The organism is Streptomyces sp. NPDC016640 (assembly GCF_043076215.1).
GTDB lineage: Bacteria > Actinomycetota > Actinomycetes > Streptomycetales > Streptomycetaceae > Streptomyces.
The window spans coordinates 126,741-141,859 of record NZ_JBIBRG010000013.1 but is presented as its reverse complement, the minus strand read 5'-3'; the positions used below and the strand labels follow the sequence as shown (position 1 = coordinate 141,859).

The 15,119-nt window shown below is 72.5% G+C and carries 15 protein-coding genes; 9 read left to right on the top strand and 6 right to left on the bottom strand.

Translation table 11 applies throughout. The annotated features are described in order from the left end of the window. Window positions 1-289: 289 nt before the first annotated feature. From ACF07S_RS25175 to ACF07S_RS25165, 3 genes are all read right to left on the bottom strand, one after another. Window positions 290-1,552 (bottom strand): YncE family protein, encoded by a 1,263-nt coding sequence (locus tag ACF07S_RS25175; RefSeq protein WP_391975172.1) that lies wholly within the window; start codon window positions 1,550-1,552, stop codon window positions 290-292. 447 nt (window positions 1,553-1,999) lie between these two features. Further along, a complete protein-coding gene (locus ACF07S_RS25170) occupies window positions 2,000-2,365 on the bottom strand; it encodes a nuclear transport factor 2 family protein (protein WP_391963166.1) in 366 nt (121 codons plus the stop codon). A 119-nt stretch (window positions 2,366-2,484) separates the two neighbouring features. Beyond that, window positions 2,485-4,239, bottom strand: coding sequence for an ABC transporter ATP-binding protein (locus tag ACF07S_RS25165; RefSeq protein WP_391963165.1), 1,755 nt, complete (start codon window positions 4,237-4,239; stop codon window positions 2,485-2,487). 131 nt (window positions 4,240-4,370) lie between these two features. On the opposite strand from ACF07S_RS25165, the gene ACF07S_RS25160 reads away from it, so the two are divergent. The 6 genes from ACF07S_RS25160 (at window position 4,371) to ACF07S_RS25135 (ending at window position 8,664) form a co-directional block, all read left to right on the top strand. After that, window positions 4,371-5,456, top strand: a complete 1,086-nt coding sequence (locus ACF07S_RS25160) for an S-(hydroxymethyl)mycothiol dehydrogenase (protein WP_391975171.1) — start codon at window positions 4,371-4,373, stop codon at window positions 5,454-5,456. Further along, on the top strand, window positions 5,456-6,085 hold the full coding sequence (locus tag ACF07S_RS25155) for an MBL fold metallo-hydrolase (RefSeq protein WP_391963163.1): 630 nt from the start codon (window positions 5,456-5,458) through the stop codon (window positions 6,083-6,085). The genes ACF07S_RS25160 and ACF07S_RS25155 overlap by 1 nt, the downstream gene beginning before the upstream one ends. 101 nt (window positions 6,086-6,186) lie before the next feature. Next, window positions 6,187-7,101 carry an SDR family oxidoreductase gene (locus tag ACF07S_RS25150; RefSeq protein ID WP_391975170.1) on the top strand — a complete coding sequence of 305 codons (915 nt, stop codon included), beginning with the start codon at window positions 6,187-6,189 and terminating at the stop codon, window positions 7,099-7,101. 151 nt (window positions 7,102-7,252) lie between these two features. Continuing rightward, window positions 7,253-7,531 (top strand): SDR family NAD(P)-dependent oxidoreductase, encoded by a 279-nt coding sequence (locus ACF07S_RS25145; protein WP_391963161.1) that lies wholly within the window; start codon window positions 7,253-7,255, stop codon window positions 7,529-7,531. A 118-nt stretch (window positions 7,532-7,649) separates the two neighbouring features. Then, window positions 7,650-8,345 (top strand): L,D-transpeptidase family protein, encoded by a 696-nt coding sequence (locus ACF07S_RS25140; protein ID WP_391963160.1) that lies wholly within the window; start codon window positions 7,650-7,652, stop codon window positions 8,343-8,345. Between the two features lie 133 nt (window positions 8,346-8,478). Next, window positions 8,479-8,664 carry a hypothetical protein gene (locus ACF07S_RS25135; protein ID WP_391963159.1) on the top strand — a complete coding sequence of 62 codons (186 nt, stop codon included), beginning with the start codon at window positions 8,479-8,481 and terminating at the stop codon, window positions 8,662-8,664. Window positions 8,665-8,741: 77 nt separating this feature from the next. On the opposite strand, the gene ACF07S_RS25130 is transcribed toward ACF07S_RS25135, so the two are convergent. Then, window positions 8,742-10,118 (bottom strand): S1 family peptidase, encoded by a 1,377-nt coding sequence (locus ACF07S_RS25130; protein ID WP_391963158.1) that lies wholly within the window; start codon window positions 10,116-10,118, stop codon window positions 8,742-8,744. A gap of 275 nt (window positions 10,119-10,393) precedes the next feature. On the opposite strand from ACF07S_RS25130, the gene ACF07S_RS25125 reads away from it, so the two are divergent. Continuing rightward, a complete protein-coding gene (locus ACF07S_RS25125) occupies window positions 10,394-11,575 on the top strand; it encodes a MalY/PatB family protein (protein WP_391975169.1) in 1,182 nt (393 codons plus the stop codon). Between the two features lie 184 nt (window positions 11,576-11,759). On the opposite strand, the gene ACF07S_RS25120 is transcribed toward ACF07S_RS25125, so the two are convergent. Continuing rightward, window positions 11,760-12,386 (bottom strand): TetR/AcrR family transcriptional regulator, encoded by a 627-nt coding sequence (locus ACF07S_RS25120; RefSeq protein WP_391963156.1) that lies wholly within the window; start codon window positions 12,384-12,386, stop codon window positions 11,760-11,762. A gap of 99 nt (window positions 12,387-12,485) precedes the next feature. On the opposite strand from ACF07S_RS25120, the gene ACF07S_RS25115 reads away from it, so the two are divergent. Continuing rightward, window positions 12,486-13,139, top strand: coding sequence for a CatB-related O-acetyltransferase (locus ACF07S_RS25115; RefSeq protein ID WP_391963155.1), 654 nt, complete (start codon window positions 12,486-12,488; stop codon window positions 13,137-13,139). A gap of 58 nt (window positions 13,140-13,197) precedes the next feature. Continuing rightward, window positions 13,198-14,394, top strand: coding sequence for a macrolide family glycosyltransferase (locus ACF07S_RS25110; protein ID WP_391963154.1), 1,197 nt, complete (start codon window positions 13,198-13,200; stop codon window positions 14,392-14,394). Window positions 14,395-14,650: 256 nt separating this feature from the next. On the opposite strand, the gene ACF07S_RS25105 is transcribed toward ACF07S_RS25110, so the two are convergent. Continuing rightward, window positions 14,651-15,067, bottom strand: coding sequence for a Zn-ribbon domain-containing OB-fold protein (locus ACF07S_RS25105; protein ID WP_391963153.1), 417 nt, complete (start codon window positions 15,065-15,067; stop codon window positions 14,651-14,653). Between the last annotated feature and the right edge of the window lie 52 nt (window positions 15,068-15,119).

Here is a 15,119-nt window from a genome sequence, read left to right as displayed (position 1 = left end):
GCTTCATCCGCTGCGGGCGTCCGCCCGGGTCTGCCGCACTTGCCGGGGACGAAACGGCCGAGAACCCGAGGAGCGGCGATGCGCGCACCGTCCGTGTCCCCCGGGAAGACACGGACCACTCTCCGAAGGACATGGCGCTTCGTGCACCTGACGCGCCGGTCACCCACGGTCCCGTACCGGAGCGTCCGGGCACCGGTCACAACCCGCCGAACCGGAAGGAGTGTCCGCTGAACGCGACGCGCGGAGCGGGCGGCTGAGCCCGCGTCCCGCTCCTCGCGTCACGTCCGGCTCAACCGCCGGACGGGCCCGTCCAGTCGGCCTCCACCCGCCCGAGCCGTACCCGCTGGGGGTGGTCGCCGACGGGTACGGAGGCGGTCTTCTCGCCGGTCGCGAAGTCGATGGCGGTGACCCGGTCGGCGCCGCTCTCGGAGACCACGCAGGACTTCCCGTCACCGCTGACGGTCGCCCAGTACGGCTTGGAGGCGGTGACGAGCGGCCCCTGCTCCAGGGTCGCGCGGTCGACGACGGTGGCGTAGTCGTCCATGGTGCCCGCGACGCACAGCTTGGTGCCGTCGGGCTTCACGGTGATGCCGTGGTGGCGGGAGTCGTTGACCCAGGTGGTGCGGTCGTCGCTGGTGGCGGGGTTCTTCGGCAGGGTCTTGGTGCGGGTGATGCGGTCGGTGGCGATGTCGTACTCGAGGAAGCCGTTGAAGAAGGACAGCTGGAAGTACAGCTTCGACTCGTCCGGGGAGAACGCGGCGGGGCGGACCGCGTCCGAGTGGTCCTTCAGGCCGGCGGCGTCGAGGCGGTCGCGCATGTCGATCACCTTCACCTGCTCGAACGTGGTCGCGTCGGCGACCGTGATGCGGCGGTCTCCCTTGGTCCAGTCCAGCCAGGTCGCGTCGAGCGCGGTGTTCACCTCGCCGATGGACATGTTCCAGATGTACCTGCCGTCGCCGCTGAAGACGTTCTCGTGCGGCTTGTCGCCCGTCGCGAACGAACCGAGCTCCTCGCCGGTTTCGATGTCGAGCACGTGCACCGTGTTGGAGGTGGACGCCGAGACGGCGACGCGCTTGCCGTCGGGAGAGACGGCCATGTGGTCGGAGCGGTAACCGGACACGGGGAAGCGCCAGTCGATCCGGCCGGTGGCGAGATCGAGGGAGACGACGTCCGCGAAGCTCGGCCGGGAGACCACCACCGAGGTGCCGTCCGGCGTGGCGTACATGTCGTCGACGAACTGGTCGTGGCCCTCGCCCACGCTGTTGCGGATGGCCGTGAAGTAGATCCAGCGGATCGGATCGGCGTTGATCTCGGCCATCCGCTCGTCCTTGTCCGGGATGACGTCGATCCGGCCGATCCTCGCGAAGTCACCGGTGGATTCGATGACATCGGCGGTGCCGTCCCAGTTGTTGCCCACGAACAGCACCTCGCGCAGGGCGGCGGGGGAGTCCGGGGCGGAGCCGGCGGCGTTCGCGACGGCGGCGGGGGCGGTGACGGTCAGGGCGAGGGCGGCGGCGAGGACGCACAGGGGCCTGGTTCTGCGGACCGGCATGGGGTTTCCTCCGCGGGTGGCGTGCTGTGAGTGGGACATGCCAATGCAGGGAACGGGGGTCTGCGCACAGGTGCGCTTCCGGAATCGACCCACTGAAAAGTAGGGTCGACGGGCGCCCGCCACAAGACCGCGCGCACGGCCGGGCCCGGGGCCGGCCCCGGGGCGTCCGGCTCAGCCGGGGGACGGGGCCACGCGGGTCACACCGAAGGCCGGCGCGCCTCCGGGGAGGAGACAAGCCCGACGGGCCGCGGCCACCGCGGACGACGGAGCCACGAGGCCGCGCAAGGGCCCACACGTCCTGTCGTGGAACCCGGGCACGGCCGGGGGCGGGGCACCGGTCACCCCGCCCGGCGGCCGTTCACCGGGGACCGGCCCGAGTACGGCGTGCGGGCGGGTGACGTCATGCGGTACGGCGCCCGGATGCGCCGACCGCCTCCGGGTCACGCGCTACTCGTCCCAGGCCTGGATCATCGTCTGCTCGGTGATCCTGCCGTCCCGCAGCGAGAGCATCGACTCCGACAGCACCCGCACCCCGTCCGGGTACACACAGCTCTCGCTGTAGGCGGCCCGGTCGCCCTGAACGACACACTCCTCGAGCTTGTGCGTCATGTCACGGCTGTAGACGTCGTCGAGCACGGCGGCGATCTCGTCCCGGCCGTGCAGGACCTTGGGGTGGCTGGGCTGGGTGTTGCGGTCCACGATGCGCAGCCGCGCGTCGTCCGCGTAGAGCGACACGAGCATCGCCGACGTGTCCGCCTCGATGCCACGGCGCAGCGTGTCGGTGCCGAAGACGGGTTGTGCCGACATCGTCATGGCGGCCCACCTCCTCCGAGGCCGGGCGCGGTCCTCCGGCGGGCCGGAACGGCCTCTCCTACGAGAGTCCTCCGGCCCGGCGGCCACGGCAAGCCGGGCCGGCACCCCTCCCGCGGCGCTCACCCACCCGTCGCCAGGAACTGCGTCGCGGCCAGTTCCGCGTACAGCGGGTCGGCGGTCACCAGCTCCCGGTGCGTACCGACGGCACGGACCCGGCCGGCGTCCATCACCACGATCCGGTCGGCCGTCGTCACCGTGGACAGCCGGTGCGCGACGACCAGGACCGTCGTCGTCCGGGCCACGTCCGCGACGGTGTCGCGCAGCGCCGACTCGTTCACCGCGTCGAGCTGCGAGGTGGCCTCGTCGAGCAGCAGCAGCCGGGGCCGGCGCAGCAGCGCGCGGGCGATGGCGACGCGCTGACGCTCGCCTCCGGACAGCTTGGTGCCGCGATGCCCGACGAGGGTGTCGACACCGTCCGGCAGCTTGGACACCAGAGCGTCGAGCCGGGTCGTCTTCAGCACCCGGGTCAGGGTCTCGTCGTCCGCCTCGGGGTTGCCCAGGAGCAGGTTGTCCCGCAGCGAGCCGGACAGCACCGGCGCGTCCTGCTCCACGTACCCGATCGCGGCCCGCAGCTGCGACAACTCCCAGTCGGCCAGGTCCCGGCCGTCGAGCGTGATCACGCCGGACTCGGGGTCGTAGAACCGCTCGATGAGGGAGAACACGGTGGTCTTGCCCGCGCCGGACGGGCCGACGAACGCGGTCATGCCCTGCGCGGGCACGGTGAACGTCACCCCGTGGTGGACGTACGGCAGATCGTCGGCGTAGCGGAAGCGGACGTCCTCGAAGGCGAGCGCGGCGGGCGCCGTGCCGGACGGGGGCAACGGCGCCGGCCCGGCGGCCGGTTCGGCCGGCAGCCGCAGAGCCTCCTGGATCCGGGCGAGGGCGGCGCTGCCCGCCTGGTACTGGGTGATCGCGCCGACGACCTCCTGGATCGGCGACATGAGGTAGAAGACGAACAGCAGGAACGCCACCAGCGTCCCGATGTCGACGGCGCCCGTCGCCACCCGGGCGCCGCCCACCGCGAGCACCGTGATGAACGCGATCTGCATCGCCAGCCCGGCCGTGTTGCCCGCCGCCGCCGACCACTTGGCGGCGCGCACACTCTGCCGCCACGACTCCTGCGCGGCCTCGTGCAGGGTCCGCTCCTCCCGCGGCTCGGCACCCGACGCCTTGACCGTGCGCAGCGCGCCGAGCACCCGCTCCAGGGAGGCCCCCATCACACCGACCGCGTCCTGCGCCCGCCGGGAGGCCCGGTTGATGCGCGGCACGATCACGCCGAGTACCGTGCCCGCGAGCGCGATCACCCCCAGGGTGACACCCAGCAGCACGGGGTCCACGAACCCCATCAGCACGACGGTGGCGATCAGCGTGAGACCACCCGTGCCGAGGCCGACCAGCGAGTCCGTGGTGACCTCGCGCAGCAGCGTGGTGTCGGAGGTGATGCGGGCCATCAGATCACCGGGCTCACTGCGGTCCACCGCGGCGATCCGCAGCCGCAGCAGATACGACGACAGCGACCGCCGCGCCCCGAGCACCACCGACTCGGCGGTGCGCCGCAGCACGTACGAACCCAGCGCGCCCAGCACGGCGTTGGCGACGACGAGGGCCGACATCAGCAGCAGCGCGCCGGTGATGGCACGGTCGTCCGAGAGGTCGTCGATCAGCTCCCGGGCGACCAGCGGCAGCGTCAGCCCCGTCGCACCGGTCATCAGGGAGAGCGCGGCGCCGCCCAGCAGGGCCCACCGGTGCGGCCGTACATATCCGAGAAGCAGCCGCCAGGCGGGCGGGCCGGATTGCTGCGCTGCGATGCTCACGTCGCTCCTTCGCCGGTCGGAGCGTTCAGGCTACGACGCGGGAGGGGGCTCCCGGCGCGGAGGACGACATGTCCGATCGTTCGCGCGTAGGGTCGAGGGGACGGACACCGGCGGATGAAGGAGTCACCAGTATGGCGCAGGAAGTACGCGGTGTGATCGCACCCGGCAAGGACGAGCCGGTACGGATCGAGACGGTCGTCGTACCCGCCCCGGGCCCCGGCGAGGCGGTCGTACGCGTCCAGGCCTGCGGGGTGTGCCACACCGACCTGCACTACAAGCAGGGCGGCATCGGCGACGACTACCCCTTCCTGCTCGGCCACGAGGCCGCCGGTGTGGTCGAGTCGGTCGGCGACGGCGTCAGCGACGTCGAGCCCGGTGACTTCGTGATCCTCAACTGGCGTGCGGTGTGCGGGAAGTGCCGCGCCTGTCTGCGCGGACGCCCGTGGTACTGCTTCGACACCCACAACGCGCGGCAGAGGATGACGCTCACCGACGGCACCGAGCTCTCCCCGGCCCTGGGCATCGGCGCCTTCGCCGAGAAGACGCTGGTCGCCGCCGGACAGTGCACCAAGGTCGACCCCGCCGTCTCGGCACAGGTCGCCGGGCTCCTCGGCTGCGGCGTGATGGCCGGCATCGGCGCCGCGATCAACACCGGGAACGTCGGCCGGGGCGACTCGGTCGCGGTCATCGGCTGCGGTGGCGTCGGGGACGCGGCCGTCGCCGGGTCCCGGCTCGCCGGAGCGGCCAGGATCATCGCCGTCGACATCGACGACCGCAAGCTCGAGACCGCGCGCTCCATGGGCGCCACCCACACCGTCAACTCCCGTGAGACCGACCCGGTCGAGGCGATCCGCGAACTGACCGGCGGCTTCGGAGCGGACGTCGTCATCGAGGCCGTCGGCCGCCCCGAGACCTACCGGCAGGCCTTCTACGCCCGCGACCTGGCCGGCACCGTCGTCCTGGTCGGCGTGCCCACCCCGGAGATGAAGCTCGAACTGCCGCTCCTCGACGTCTTCGGCCGCGGCGGCTCCCTGAAGTCCTCCTGGTACGGCGACTGCCTGCCCTCCCGGGACTTCCCGATGCTGATCGACCTCCACCTGCAAGGCCGCCTGGACCTGGGGGCTTTCGTCACCGAGACCATCCGGCTCGACGAGGTCGAGAAGGCCTTCGAGCGGATGCACCGCGGCGACGTGCTGCGTTCGGTGGTGGTGCTGTGATGACCGTCCGCATCGAACGACTGGTCACCTCCGGGCAGTTCACCCTCGACGGCGGCACCTGGGACGTCGACAACAACGTGTGGATCGTCGGCGACGACCACGAGGCGGTCGTCATCGACGCCGCCCATGACGCCGACGCCATCGCCGAGGCCCTGGGCGACCGGCGTCTCACCGCCATCGTGTGCACCCACGCCCACAACGACCACGTCGACGCGGCGCCCGCCCTCGCCGAGCGCACCGGCGCCACCATCTGGCTGCACCACGACGACCTGCCGCTGTGGAAGCAGACCCACCCGGACCGCGACCCCGACTCCTGGCTGGTCGACGGCCAGGTGATCGAGGCCGCCGGCGCCGACCTCACGGTGCTGCACACCCCGGGGCACGCGCCGGGCGCGGTCTGCCTGTACGCCCCGGGGCTGGCGACCGTGTTCACCGGCGACACCCTCTTCCAGGGCGGTCCGGGCGCGACCGGCCGCTCCTTCTCCCACTTCCCGACGATCATCGACTCGATCCGGGACCGGCTGCTGGCCCTCCCGCCCGGGACGAAGGTCCTCACCGGCCACGGCGACCCGACCACGATCGCCGCGGAGGCCCCGCACCTGGAGGAATGGATCGCCCGCGGCCACTGAGGAGACCGCCCGGGCGACCGGCGCGAAAGGGCGACAGAAGATGTCCGGTTTACCCGTCATCCTCATAGGGACAGCAACGTGCTGGTGATGGGAGGCCGTACATGTCGGAGCAGTTGAAGGGCAGGGTCGCGCTGGTGGCCGGGGCGACCCGGGGCGCAGGACGGGGGATCGCCGTGGAGCTGGGGGCGGCGGGCGCGACCGTGTACGTCACGGGCCGCAGCACGCGCGCCCGGCGCTCCGAGTACGACCGGCCCGAGACCATCGAGGACACCGCGGACCTGGTCACCGAGGCGGGCGGCGAGGGAATCGCGGTGCCGACCGACCACCTCGAACCGCGGCAGGTGAAGACACTGGTCGAACGCGTCGCCGACGAGCAGGGCCGCCTGGACGTCCTCGTCAACGACATCTGGGGCGGCGAGACGCTCTTCGAATGGGACGCGCCGGTCTGGGAGCACGATCTGGACAAGGGACTGCGCCTGCTGCGCCTCGCGGTGGAGACCCACGCGATCACCAGTCACCACGCCCTCCCCCTGCTGCTGCGCAACCCCGGCGGACTGGTCGTCGAGGTCACCGACGGCACCGCCGACTACAACCGCGACACCTACCGCAACTCCTTCTTCTACGACCTCGCCAAGTCCTCCGTCCTGCGCATGGCCTTCTCGCTGGGCCACGAACTCCGGCCGCGCGGCGCCACCGCACTCGCCCTGACCCCGGGCTGGCTGCGCTCGGAGATCATGCTCGACCACTTCGGGGTGCGGGAGGACAACTGGCGCGACGCCCTGGACCGCGAGCCGCACTTCGCCATCTCGGAGAGCCCGCGCTACGTCGGCCGGGCCGTCGCCGCCCTCGCCGCCGACCCGGACGTGGCGCGCTTCAACGGCACCTCGCAGTCCAGCGGCGGCCTCGCCCGGGAGTACGGCTTCACCGACCTCGACGGCAGCCGCCCCGATGCCTGGCGTTACGTGGTCGAGGTCCAGGACGCGGGCAGGCCGGCGGACGTGACCGGTTACCGCTGATCCCCTCCGCTTCTGCCGCCGCGGCGGTCACCGTCACCCCACGACGCAGGACACACGGCGCTTCGCGGGGTAGGGGGTTCCCCACCGGGGCGGCACGCGGCATCGGCGCGGCCACCGCCCTGCGGTTCGCGGAGAAGGAACCCGGGTCCTGGTGGCCGGCGCCGACCCCGGGGAGGCGGGGAAGGCGGCGTCGCACCTGCGGGACCGGCGACCCGGCGCCGACGCGTTCGCCGCGGACGTCACCGACCGGGCGTCGGCCGAGGCCGCCGTCGCCCACGTGGTGAGCGCCTTCGGCTCGCTCGACGTCCTGGTCGACGACGCCGCCCACCGCACACCGGACGCACCCCGCTTCGAGGGCGGCGTCACGGCGGTGGACGCCGGGTCCCGGCAGGCACTGCCGCGGCCGGGAAACAGCGGGCCCGCGCCGTGACCGGGGTCGTCTTTCGGTCGCGCTCCGGCCGCTCGTACAACCGAACTTCCCCGTGGGTCGTCTACCTGGCAGAGTGCGCAGGCGATGCGCCCACTTCCGCGGAAAGGCAGAACGGACCATGGGGGACATACGTAGACGCAGTGCCGTCGTCCTCGGGGTCACCTCCCTGGTGACCCCGCTCGCGCTCGCGCTCGGCACGGCGCCGGCGCAGGCCGCGAGCTGCACCACGACGGCGGGCCCGTACCAGAAGAAGGTGGAGAAGTTCCTCGGCCGCCCGGTCGACGGGAGGCAGTCCTCCGCCGACTGCAAGGCCATCCGTTCCTTCCAGACCAAGCACGGCATCACGCCGAACATCGGGTACGCCGGTCCCGTCACCTGGGGCGTGATGGACCTCATGAACAAGCAGAAGGCCGTCGGGAAAAATCCGAACAAGTCGGGCAAGTGTCCCGTCAACAAGGGCCGGATCGCCTGCGTGGACCTGACGCTCCAGCTCAGCTGGATCCAGGACGGCAAGAAGCTCGTCCACGGTCCGGTTCCGGTCCGCACCGGTCGCGACGGCTACGAGACCCGCACCGGTCTGAAGAAGATCTACTGGCGCAACATCGACCACGTCTCGACCATCTACGACGTGCCGATGCCCTACAGCCAGTTCTTCGACGGCGGTCAGGCCTTCCACTCGGCGGGTGTCAGCATGTGGAACCCGCCCGGCTCGCACGGCTGCGTCAACATGACGAAGACCGCCGCGAAGAAGTACTGGTCGCTGCTGAAGAACGGCGACGACGTCTACGTGTACGGCCGCAAGCCGGGCACCTGATCCACCCGGGCGGCAGTGGTGGGCGAGGTGTGAACTCGCCCACGTTGCTTGGCAGATGGACGTGATCAGCAACACTGTCCGAAATGTCCCGTGTGCCTGTGATTACTCACAGCGCCTTCACCTCCGGCGCCGTATGCTTCACGGCATGTCCACCACTGTTGAACCCTCCTCCGAGCGATCGGCTGCCGAGGTCAACGAGGAGATCCGGGCCCTGTGGCTCCGGTCGGGCGGGATACTGAGCGTCGAACAGCGCGAGGAGTACCGGCGCCTGGTCCAGGAATGGGCCTCGGTCCTCTCGCAGCCGGCCAGGGCCGCCTGACCGGCGCATACGCGCCTTCCACCGCGATCCCGCCGACCGGGCACCCGTGAGAACGGGTGCCCTTCCTCACGTCGGCCTCAGCCCCACATCGTCGAGTAGTGGCGTCGGTAGGCCTTGCGGTCCTGCTCCGCCCGTACATAACGCGTCGCCGCCAGCGCGACCAGACTGCCCCCGATCACCAGCAGACCGGGGCCGACGTTACGCGGGTCGGCCAGCCGGGCCAGCAGCGTCGACGGGTCCGGGACGATGCCCCGGACCGGAGCCGACGACCCCGGCGGGGCCGCGCCCGGAGCCGCGGCGCCCGGCGCCTCCGACGGGGCGGGGGAGGGGGCCGGCGCGCCGCCGTCGGCCCCGGGCGCCACGACGAGCCGTACGCCGAGCCGCGTCAGTGCCTTCGTCACCGGCTGGAAGTAGGTCGTACCGCCCTCCCGGCAGTCGCCGCTGCCGCCCGAGGTGACACCGAGCGCGATGCCCTCGGAGAACATCGGGCCGCCGCTGTCACCGGGTTCGGCGCACACATCGGACTCGATGAGACCACTGACCGTGCCCTCGGGGTAGTTCACCGTCGCGTCGAGCGCGGTCACCTCGCCGTCACGCAGTCCGGTGGTGCTGCCGCTGCGGAAGATCCGCCGGCCGACCTCCGGATCCGCCACCCCCGTGATCCGTACGCCCTTGCCGTCGCCCACCGCCACCAGACCGGCGCCCTCGCCGGCCCGGCCGCCCGCGTACGCGATCAGCGAGTAGTCGTCCCCGGGAAAGCTGCGGCCGACCGTGGTGCCCACCTCCCGCCCGGCCCGGTTGCCGGCGAACCACACCGAGCCCTCGGGCCCGCAGTGCCCGGCCGTGAGGATGAAGTCCCGTTCGCCGTCGGTCACGTTGAAGCCCGCCGAACAGCGGCCGGCCGTCGACAGGATGGGCTGCGCCCCGTTGAGGCGGGTGGTGAAGGTGCCCCCGGTCCGCTCCATGCGGACGAAGCCGCCGATGCCGTCCGCCACCCGGGTCAGCCGGGACCAGTCGTCCCTGGACACCGAGCTGTCACCGCGGACCACCACCTCGTTGGCCCGGTAGTCCACGGCCCACGCCGTCCCGGACACCCGCGGCGCCCCGCGCAGCGTCTTCGTGGCCGACCTCAGGTCGTCCATGCTGTGCCGCACCGTCTTCGGTTCGGCGCCGGCCCGCCGTACCTCGGCCGCCGCCTCCTCGTCGGTGACCGCCACCACCGTCCCCCCGTCCGCGCCGACCCAACTGCCCGCCGTACGGGAGGTGCCGAGCCGTGACACGAGGTCCGCTCCCGGTCCGGCCGCCCTCTCCCCGGCCGTGGAGTACGGAACCGCGTCGGGAGCCTGCGGCTCACCGGCGACGGCGTGCGTGACCATCGTCGCCCCCAGGAGGAGTCCTCCGACGGCCGCCAGCCGTGTCACTCGCCGGACGACCCGTCGTCGTGCGTGCCTCATGCATGGCTCCCGAACCTCGGCAGCACGGTGCGAACACCGCGGAGGCCTCACCCGACCCGAGTGCCCTCCCTCCATACGGCCCGTGGACGCCGGGTGTTCAGCCGGAGCCCGATCACCCGCACGGGACGGTGGCCGGGTTCCGCCGGTCGTGCGCGGCGCGGGCTCCCGACGGTGCCGGGGAGGAGCGCGACGGACGCGGCCCGCTCCCCGTCGGCGCGCGGGCGCGGCGGCATCGCGCCGGTGCCCGCCCGCACCACGGCCCCTATCGTGTGCCCATGACCAGGATCCCGCACGAGACGTCCGGTGAACCGAATCCCCTGGGGGCCCTCACCCTCGACCGCCTGCGCCGCCGCACCAGCATGAAGTGGCGCACCTACCCCCAGGACGTGCTGCCCGTATGGGTGGCCGAGATGGACGTGCCCCTCGCCGAACCGGTCGTGCGCGCCGTCACCGGGGCACTGGAACTCGGGGACACCGGCTACCCCGCCGGCAGCGCGTACGCCGAGGCGCTGGCCGCCTTCGCGGACAAGCGGTGGGACTGGGGCGGCCTCGCGGTGGAGCGGACCGCGATCGTGCCCGACGTCATGCTGGGCGTGGTCGAGATGCTCAAGCTGGTCACCGGGTACGGCGACCCGGTCGTGGTGAACGCGCCGGTGTACCCGCCCTTCCACGACTTCGTCCGGCACATGGACCGCCGGGTGGTCGAGGCACCGCTCGGCGCGGACGCACGGATCGACCTCGACGTCCTGGAGGACGCCTTCCGGCGGGTGACGGCCGGCCGGAGCCGGGCCGCCTACCTCTTGTGCAGCCCGCACAACCCCACCGGCACCGTGCACACCGCCGACGAGCTGTCCGCCGTCGCCGCCCTCGCCGAGCGGTACGGCGTGCGCGTCGTCGCCGACGAGATCCACGCGCCGCTGGTCGTCGGTGAGGCGCGGTTCGTGCCGTATCTGAGCGTGCCGGGCGGCGAGCGGGGCCTGTCGCTCATGTCGGCCTCCAAGGCGTGGAACCTGGCCGGGCTCAAGGCGGCCCTCGCCATCGCGGGCCCGGCGGCGGCCGAGGACCTGGCACGGATGCCCGAGGAGGTCGGCCACGGCCCGAGCCATGTCGGCATCCTCGCCCACACCGCCGCCCTGCGCGACGGCGTCGCCTGGCTGGACGCCCTGCTCGCCGGCCTCGACGCCAACCGCCGGCTGCTCGCCTCGCTCCTGGCCGAGCGGCTTCCCGCGGTCCGCTACCGGCCGGGCGACGCCACCTACCTCGCCTGGCTCGACTGCCGGGCCCTGGACCTCGGCGACGACCCGGCCGACGCCTTCCTGCGGCACGGCCGGGTGGCCCTCAACTCCGGCCTCCCCTTCGGCACGGGCGGCACCGGTCACGCCCGCCTGAACCTCGCCACCTCGCCCGAGGTGCTCCGGGAGGCGGTACGGCGGATGGCGGTGGCCGCGCAGCGGTGAGAACGCGGCAGGCCCGTCCCGGTGCCGACGCGGCCGCCCGGCACGTAGCCGAGCGGGCCCCCGCCGCCTGCCGCAGAGGTCGAGCTTCCGGAACCCGCCGGGGGACTTGCTCCCCGGCGTCCGAGCCAGGACTGCCGGACCGTGATCCAGGTCCTGTCGCACCGCTCGCTGCCTGTCTCCCCGATCACACGCCCTCTTCCCGACGGACGCGGAAAGCACCCGCGGCAGCCGCCAGGACTGCCGCCTCCGCGGCCCGCTTCGGGAGGTGCGGGTCCGGATCGGCACGCAGGAGCACGAGCTGGTGGTAGAGCGGCGCCGTGGCGGCGATCAGCAGGCTCCGCGCGTCCGTGTGCCGTGCGGGGAGTTCGCCGCGCTCGACGGCGCGCTCGACGAGGGTCTCGCACTGGGCGTACCGATCCGCCCACAGCTGTGTCTGGGCCCGCGCGGCCTGTTCGGAGTGGAACGAGGCGGCCATCAGGGCGACGGCGAACGACGGCTGTTCGACCAGGGATTCCTGGATCTCCTGGTTGAGGGCCGTCAGATCGTCGCGCAGGGAGCCGGTGTCAGGCGGCTGCCAGTCGGTCTCGCCGGCGGCGGCGATGACGTCGACGAGCAGGCCCCCGACATCGCGCCAACGCCGGTAGACCGTGGCGCGGTGCACTCCGGCCCGCGTCGCGACACCCTCCATCGTGAGTCCCTCGTGGCCGCGTTCAGCGAGTTCGGCGCGCACCGCATCGAGAACCCGGGCGCGGACGCGGGCGGTGCGACCGCCCGGACGGCGGTCCGACGTCGTGTCCAGTGGTTCCGTCATCGGCAATCAGTATCCGGTTGGTCAAGGCGGCAGGGCTGTGCCAGCATCTTAACGCGACAGTTGTCGCCCTAGGTCCACTGGAGAGGAACCGCCTCCGCGATGCAGCCCGTTCCCGCCGACCCCACCACGCTCCACCCGATGCCCGAGCACCCGCGCGTGGTCCTGCTCAAACCATTGGTGAAGTCGCCGCTGATCGAGGTCGGTGACTTCTCCTACTACGACGATCCGGACGACCCGACCGCGTTCGAGACGCGCAACGTGCTCCACCACTACGGTCCCGAGCGGCTCGTCATCGGCAAGTACTGCGCGCTGGGGACGGGCACCCGGTTCATCATGAACGGTGCCAACCACCGCATGGACGGACCTTCCACCTTCCCGTTCCCCACCATGGGGGGCTCTTGGGCGGAGCACTTCGACCTGATCACCGACCTGCCCGGCCGGGGCGACACGGTCGTCGGCAACGACGTCTGGTTCGGCCACGGCGCCACGGTCATGCCCGGTGTACGCATCGGTCACGGCGCGATCGTCGCCGCCGGCGCCGTGGTCACCGGCGACGTCCCCGACTACGGCATCGTCGGCGGCAACCCCGCCCGGCTCATCCGCACCCGCTACGACGCCGCGGACATCGCCCGGCTCCTCGCCGTGGCGTGGTGGGACTGGCCCGTGCAGCACATCACCGGGCACATACGGACGATCATGTCGGGGACCGTCGCCGACCTGGAGGAGGCCGCCGCGCGGACCGCCCGGCCCTGACACCGCGTCCTCGCCACACCGCCCGCACCCGTCCTGCACCGGAAGCGAGTGATCGCCCATGCCCCGTCGCCGCGCCCACATCGCGATGGTCGGCGTCCCCGTCGTCAGCCATGTCCTGCCCGGCCTCGCGCTCATCCGCGAGCTGGTGGCCCGCGGGCACCGGGTCACCTACGCCAACGACCCGCTCGTGGCCGACCGGATCGAGTCCGCCGGCGCGGAGCTGGTGCCCTGCATCTCCACGTTGCCCGCCGTGGACAACGACTGGCCCGCCGATCCCATCGCCGCGGCGAGCCTCTTCCTCGACGACGCCGTCCAGGCGCTCCCGCAACTGCACGCCGCCTACGACGACGATCCGGCCGACCTGTACCTCTACGACATCGGCGCCCTTGCCGCGCGCGCCCTCGCCGAAGCGCAGGACCGTCCCCTCGTGCAGCTGTCCCCGACGTTCGTCGGCTGGGACGGCTACCAGGAGGAAGTCGCGGCGCATCTGCGGAAGCTGCCGGGCGCCGTCGCGTACCGGGACAGGTTTGCGCAGTGGCTCGCCGACTGCGGGGCGACCACCACGGACGTGGACACGTTCTCCGGCCCGCCCGCCCGGGCCCTCGCCCTGATCCCGCAAGCGATGCAGCCGCACGCCGATCGAGTCGACACCGATACGGTGACCTTCGTCGGCCCCTGCTTCGACACCCGAGCGAACACGGACGGCTGGACCCGCCCGGCGGCCGCGGACCGTGTGCTGCTGGTCTCGCTCGGCTCGGCGTACACACGCCGGCCCGCGTTCTACCGCCAGTGCATCGCCGCCTTCGGCGACCTGCCCGGCTGGCACGTCGTGCTCCAGATCGGCAAGTACACCGACCCCGAGGAACTCGGCTCCATCCCGCCCAACGTCGAAGTGCACTCCTGGGTCCCGCAGCGGGCGATCCTGGAACAGGCCGACGCCTTCGTCACCCACGCCGGCATGGGCGGCTGCGGCGAAGGGCTCCTCGCCGGCGTTCCCATGATCGCCGTGCCGCAGGGAGCCGAGCAGTTCATGAACGCCGACCGGCTCGTGGAACTCGGCGTCGCCCGCCGTGTGGACACCGCTGACGCCACCGCCGAAACCCTTCGCGCGGCGCTGAACGACCTGGTCGCGGATCCGGAACGCGTCGAACGGTCCAAGCAGCTGCAGGCCGCCGCCCGGGCCGGGGGCGGCACCCCGCGCGCTGCTGACCTCATCGAGGACATCCTGGCCGCCGCCGAGGGACCCGCGCTCTGAACACCGCCGCTTCCCCTCCCCGCCTGGCGCCGTCCTCATCCGAGGACCTGTACCCGCAGGCCAAGCGTGGGAAGACCACCGCCAAGGGCAGGGCGGCGGAGTGGATCCAGGAGATGGACGCGCAGTGGCGCACCCGCCCGGCCCTGCCTCCACCGTTCGTCCGGCTCCGGCCGGGCGGGCGCCGCGGCGCCCCGGGCCGGTAGTCCGTCTTCGCCGCCCGGCGCACGGGCTGACCTTCCCCGACTCCGGCGGCCCGTCAGGTCCAGGCGCGGCAGGGCTCGTCCACGAGCTGGAAGACCGGCTCGCCCCGCACCGGATCCTGCGCCGTCGACAGCCGCACCCGGTCACCGCTGTGGACGCCGATCGGCGGCCCCATGACCCGGCCCCGCACCACGAACCCCTCGGCCATCTCGATCAGGGACACATTGCGGGCCCCCGGGGAGTTGCGGTGGAGCACCGTGGAGTGGCGCACCGTTCCGACGCCCCCGCTGCGCTCCGTACGCAGGTCGCTGCCCCGGCAGGCCGGACACAGCAGCCGGTGGTAGGTGGCGGTGCCGCACCAGGTGCAGCGCTGGTAGAAGATGGCCTCCGCGCGACCGGGCCCCTGGGTCTCGAGGACGCCCGTCGCGGAGCCGGCCGTCTGCCGGGCGACGCTTCCTGAGTGGTGGTACACGCTGGTCAACTCCCTGCCCTGGGCCGGAATCCCGCGTGCGCGGTCGCCCGTG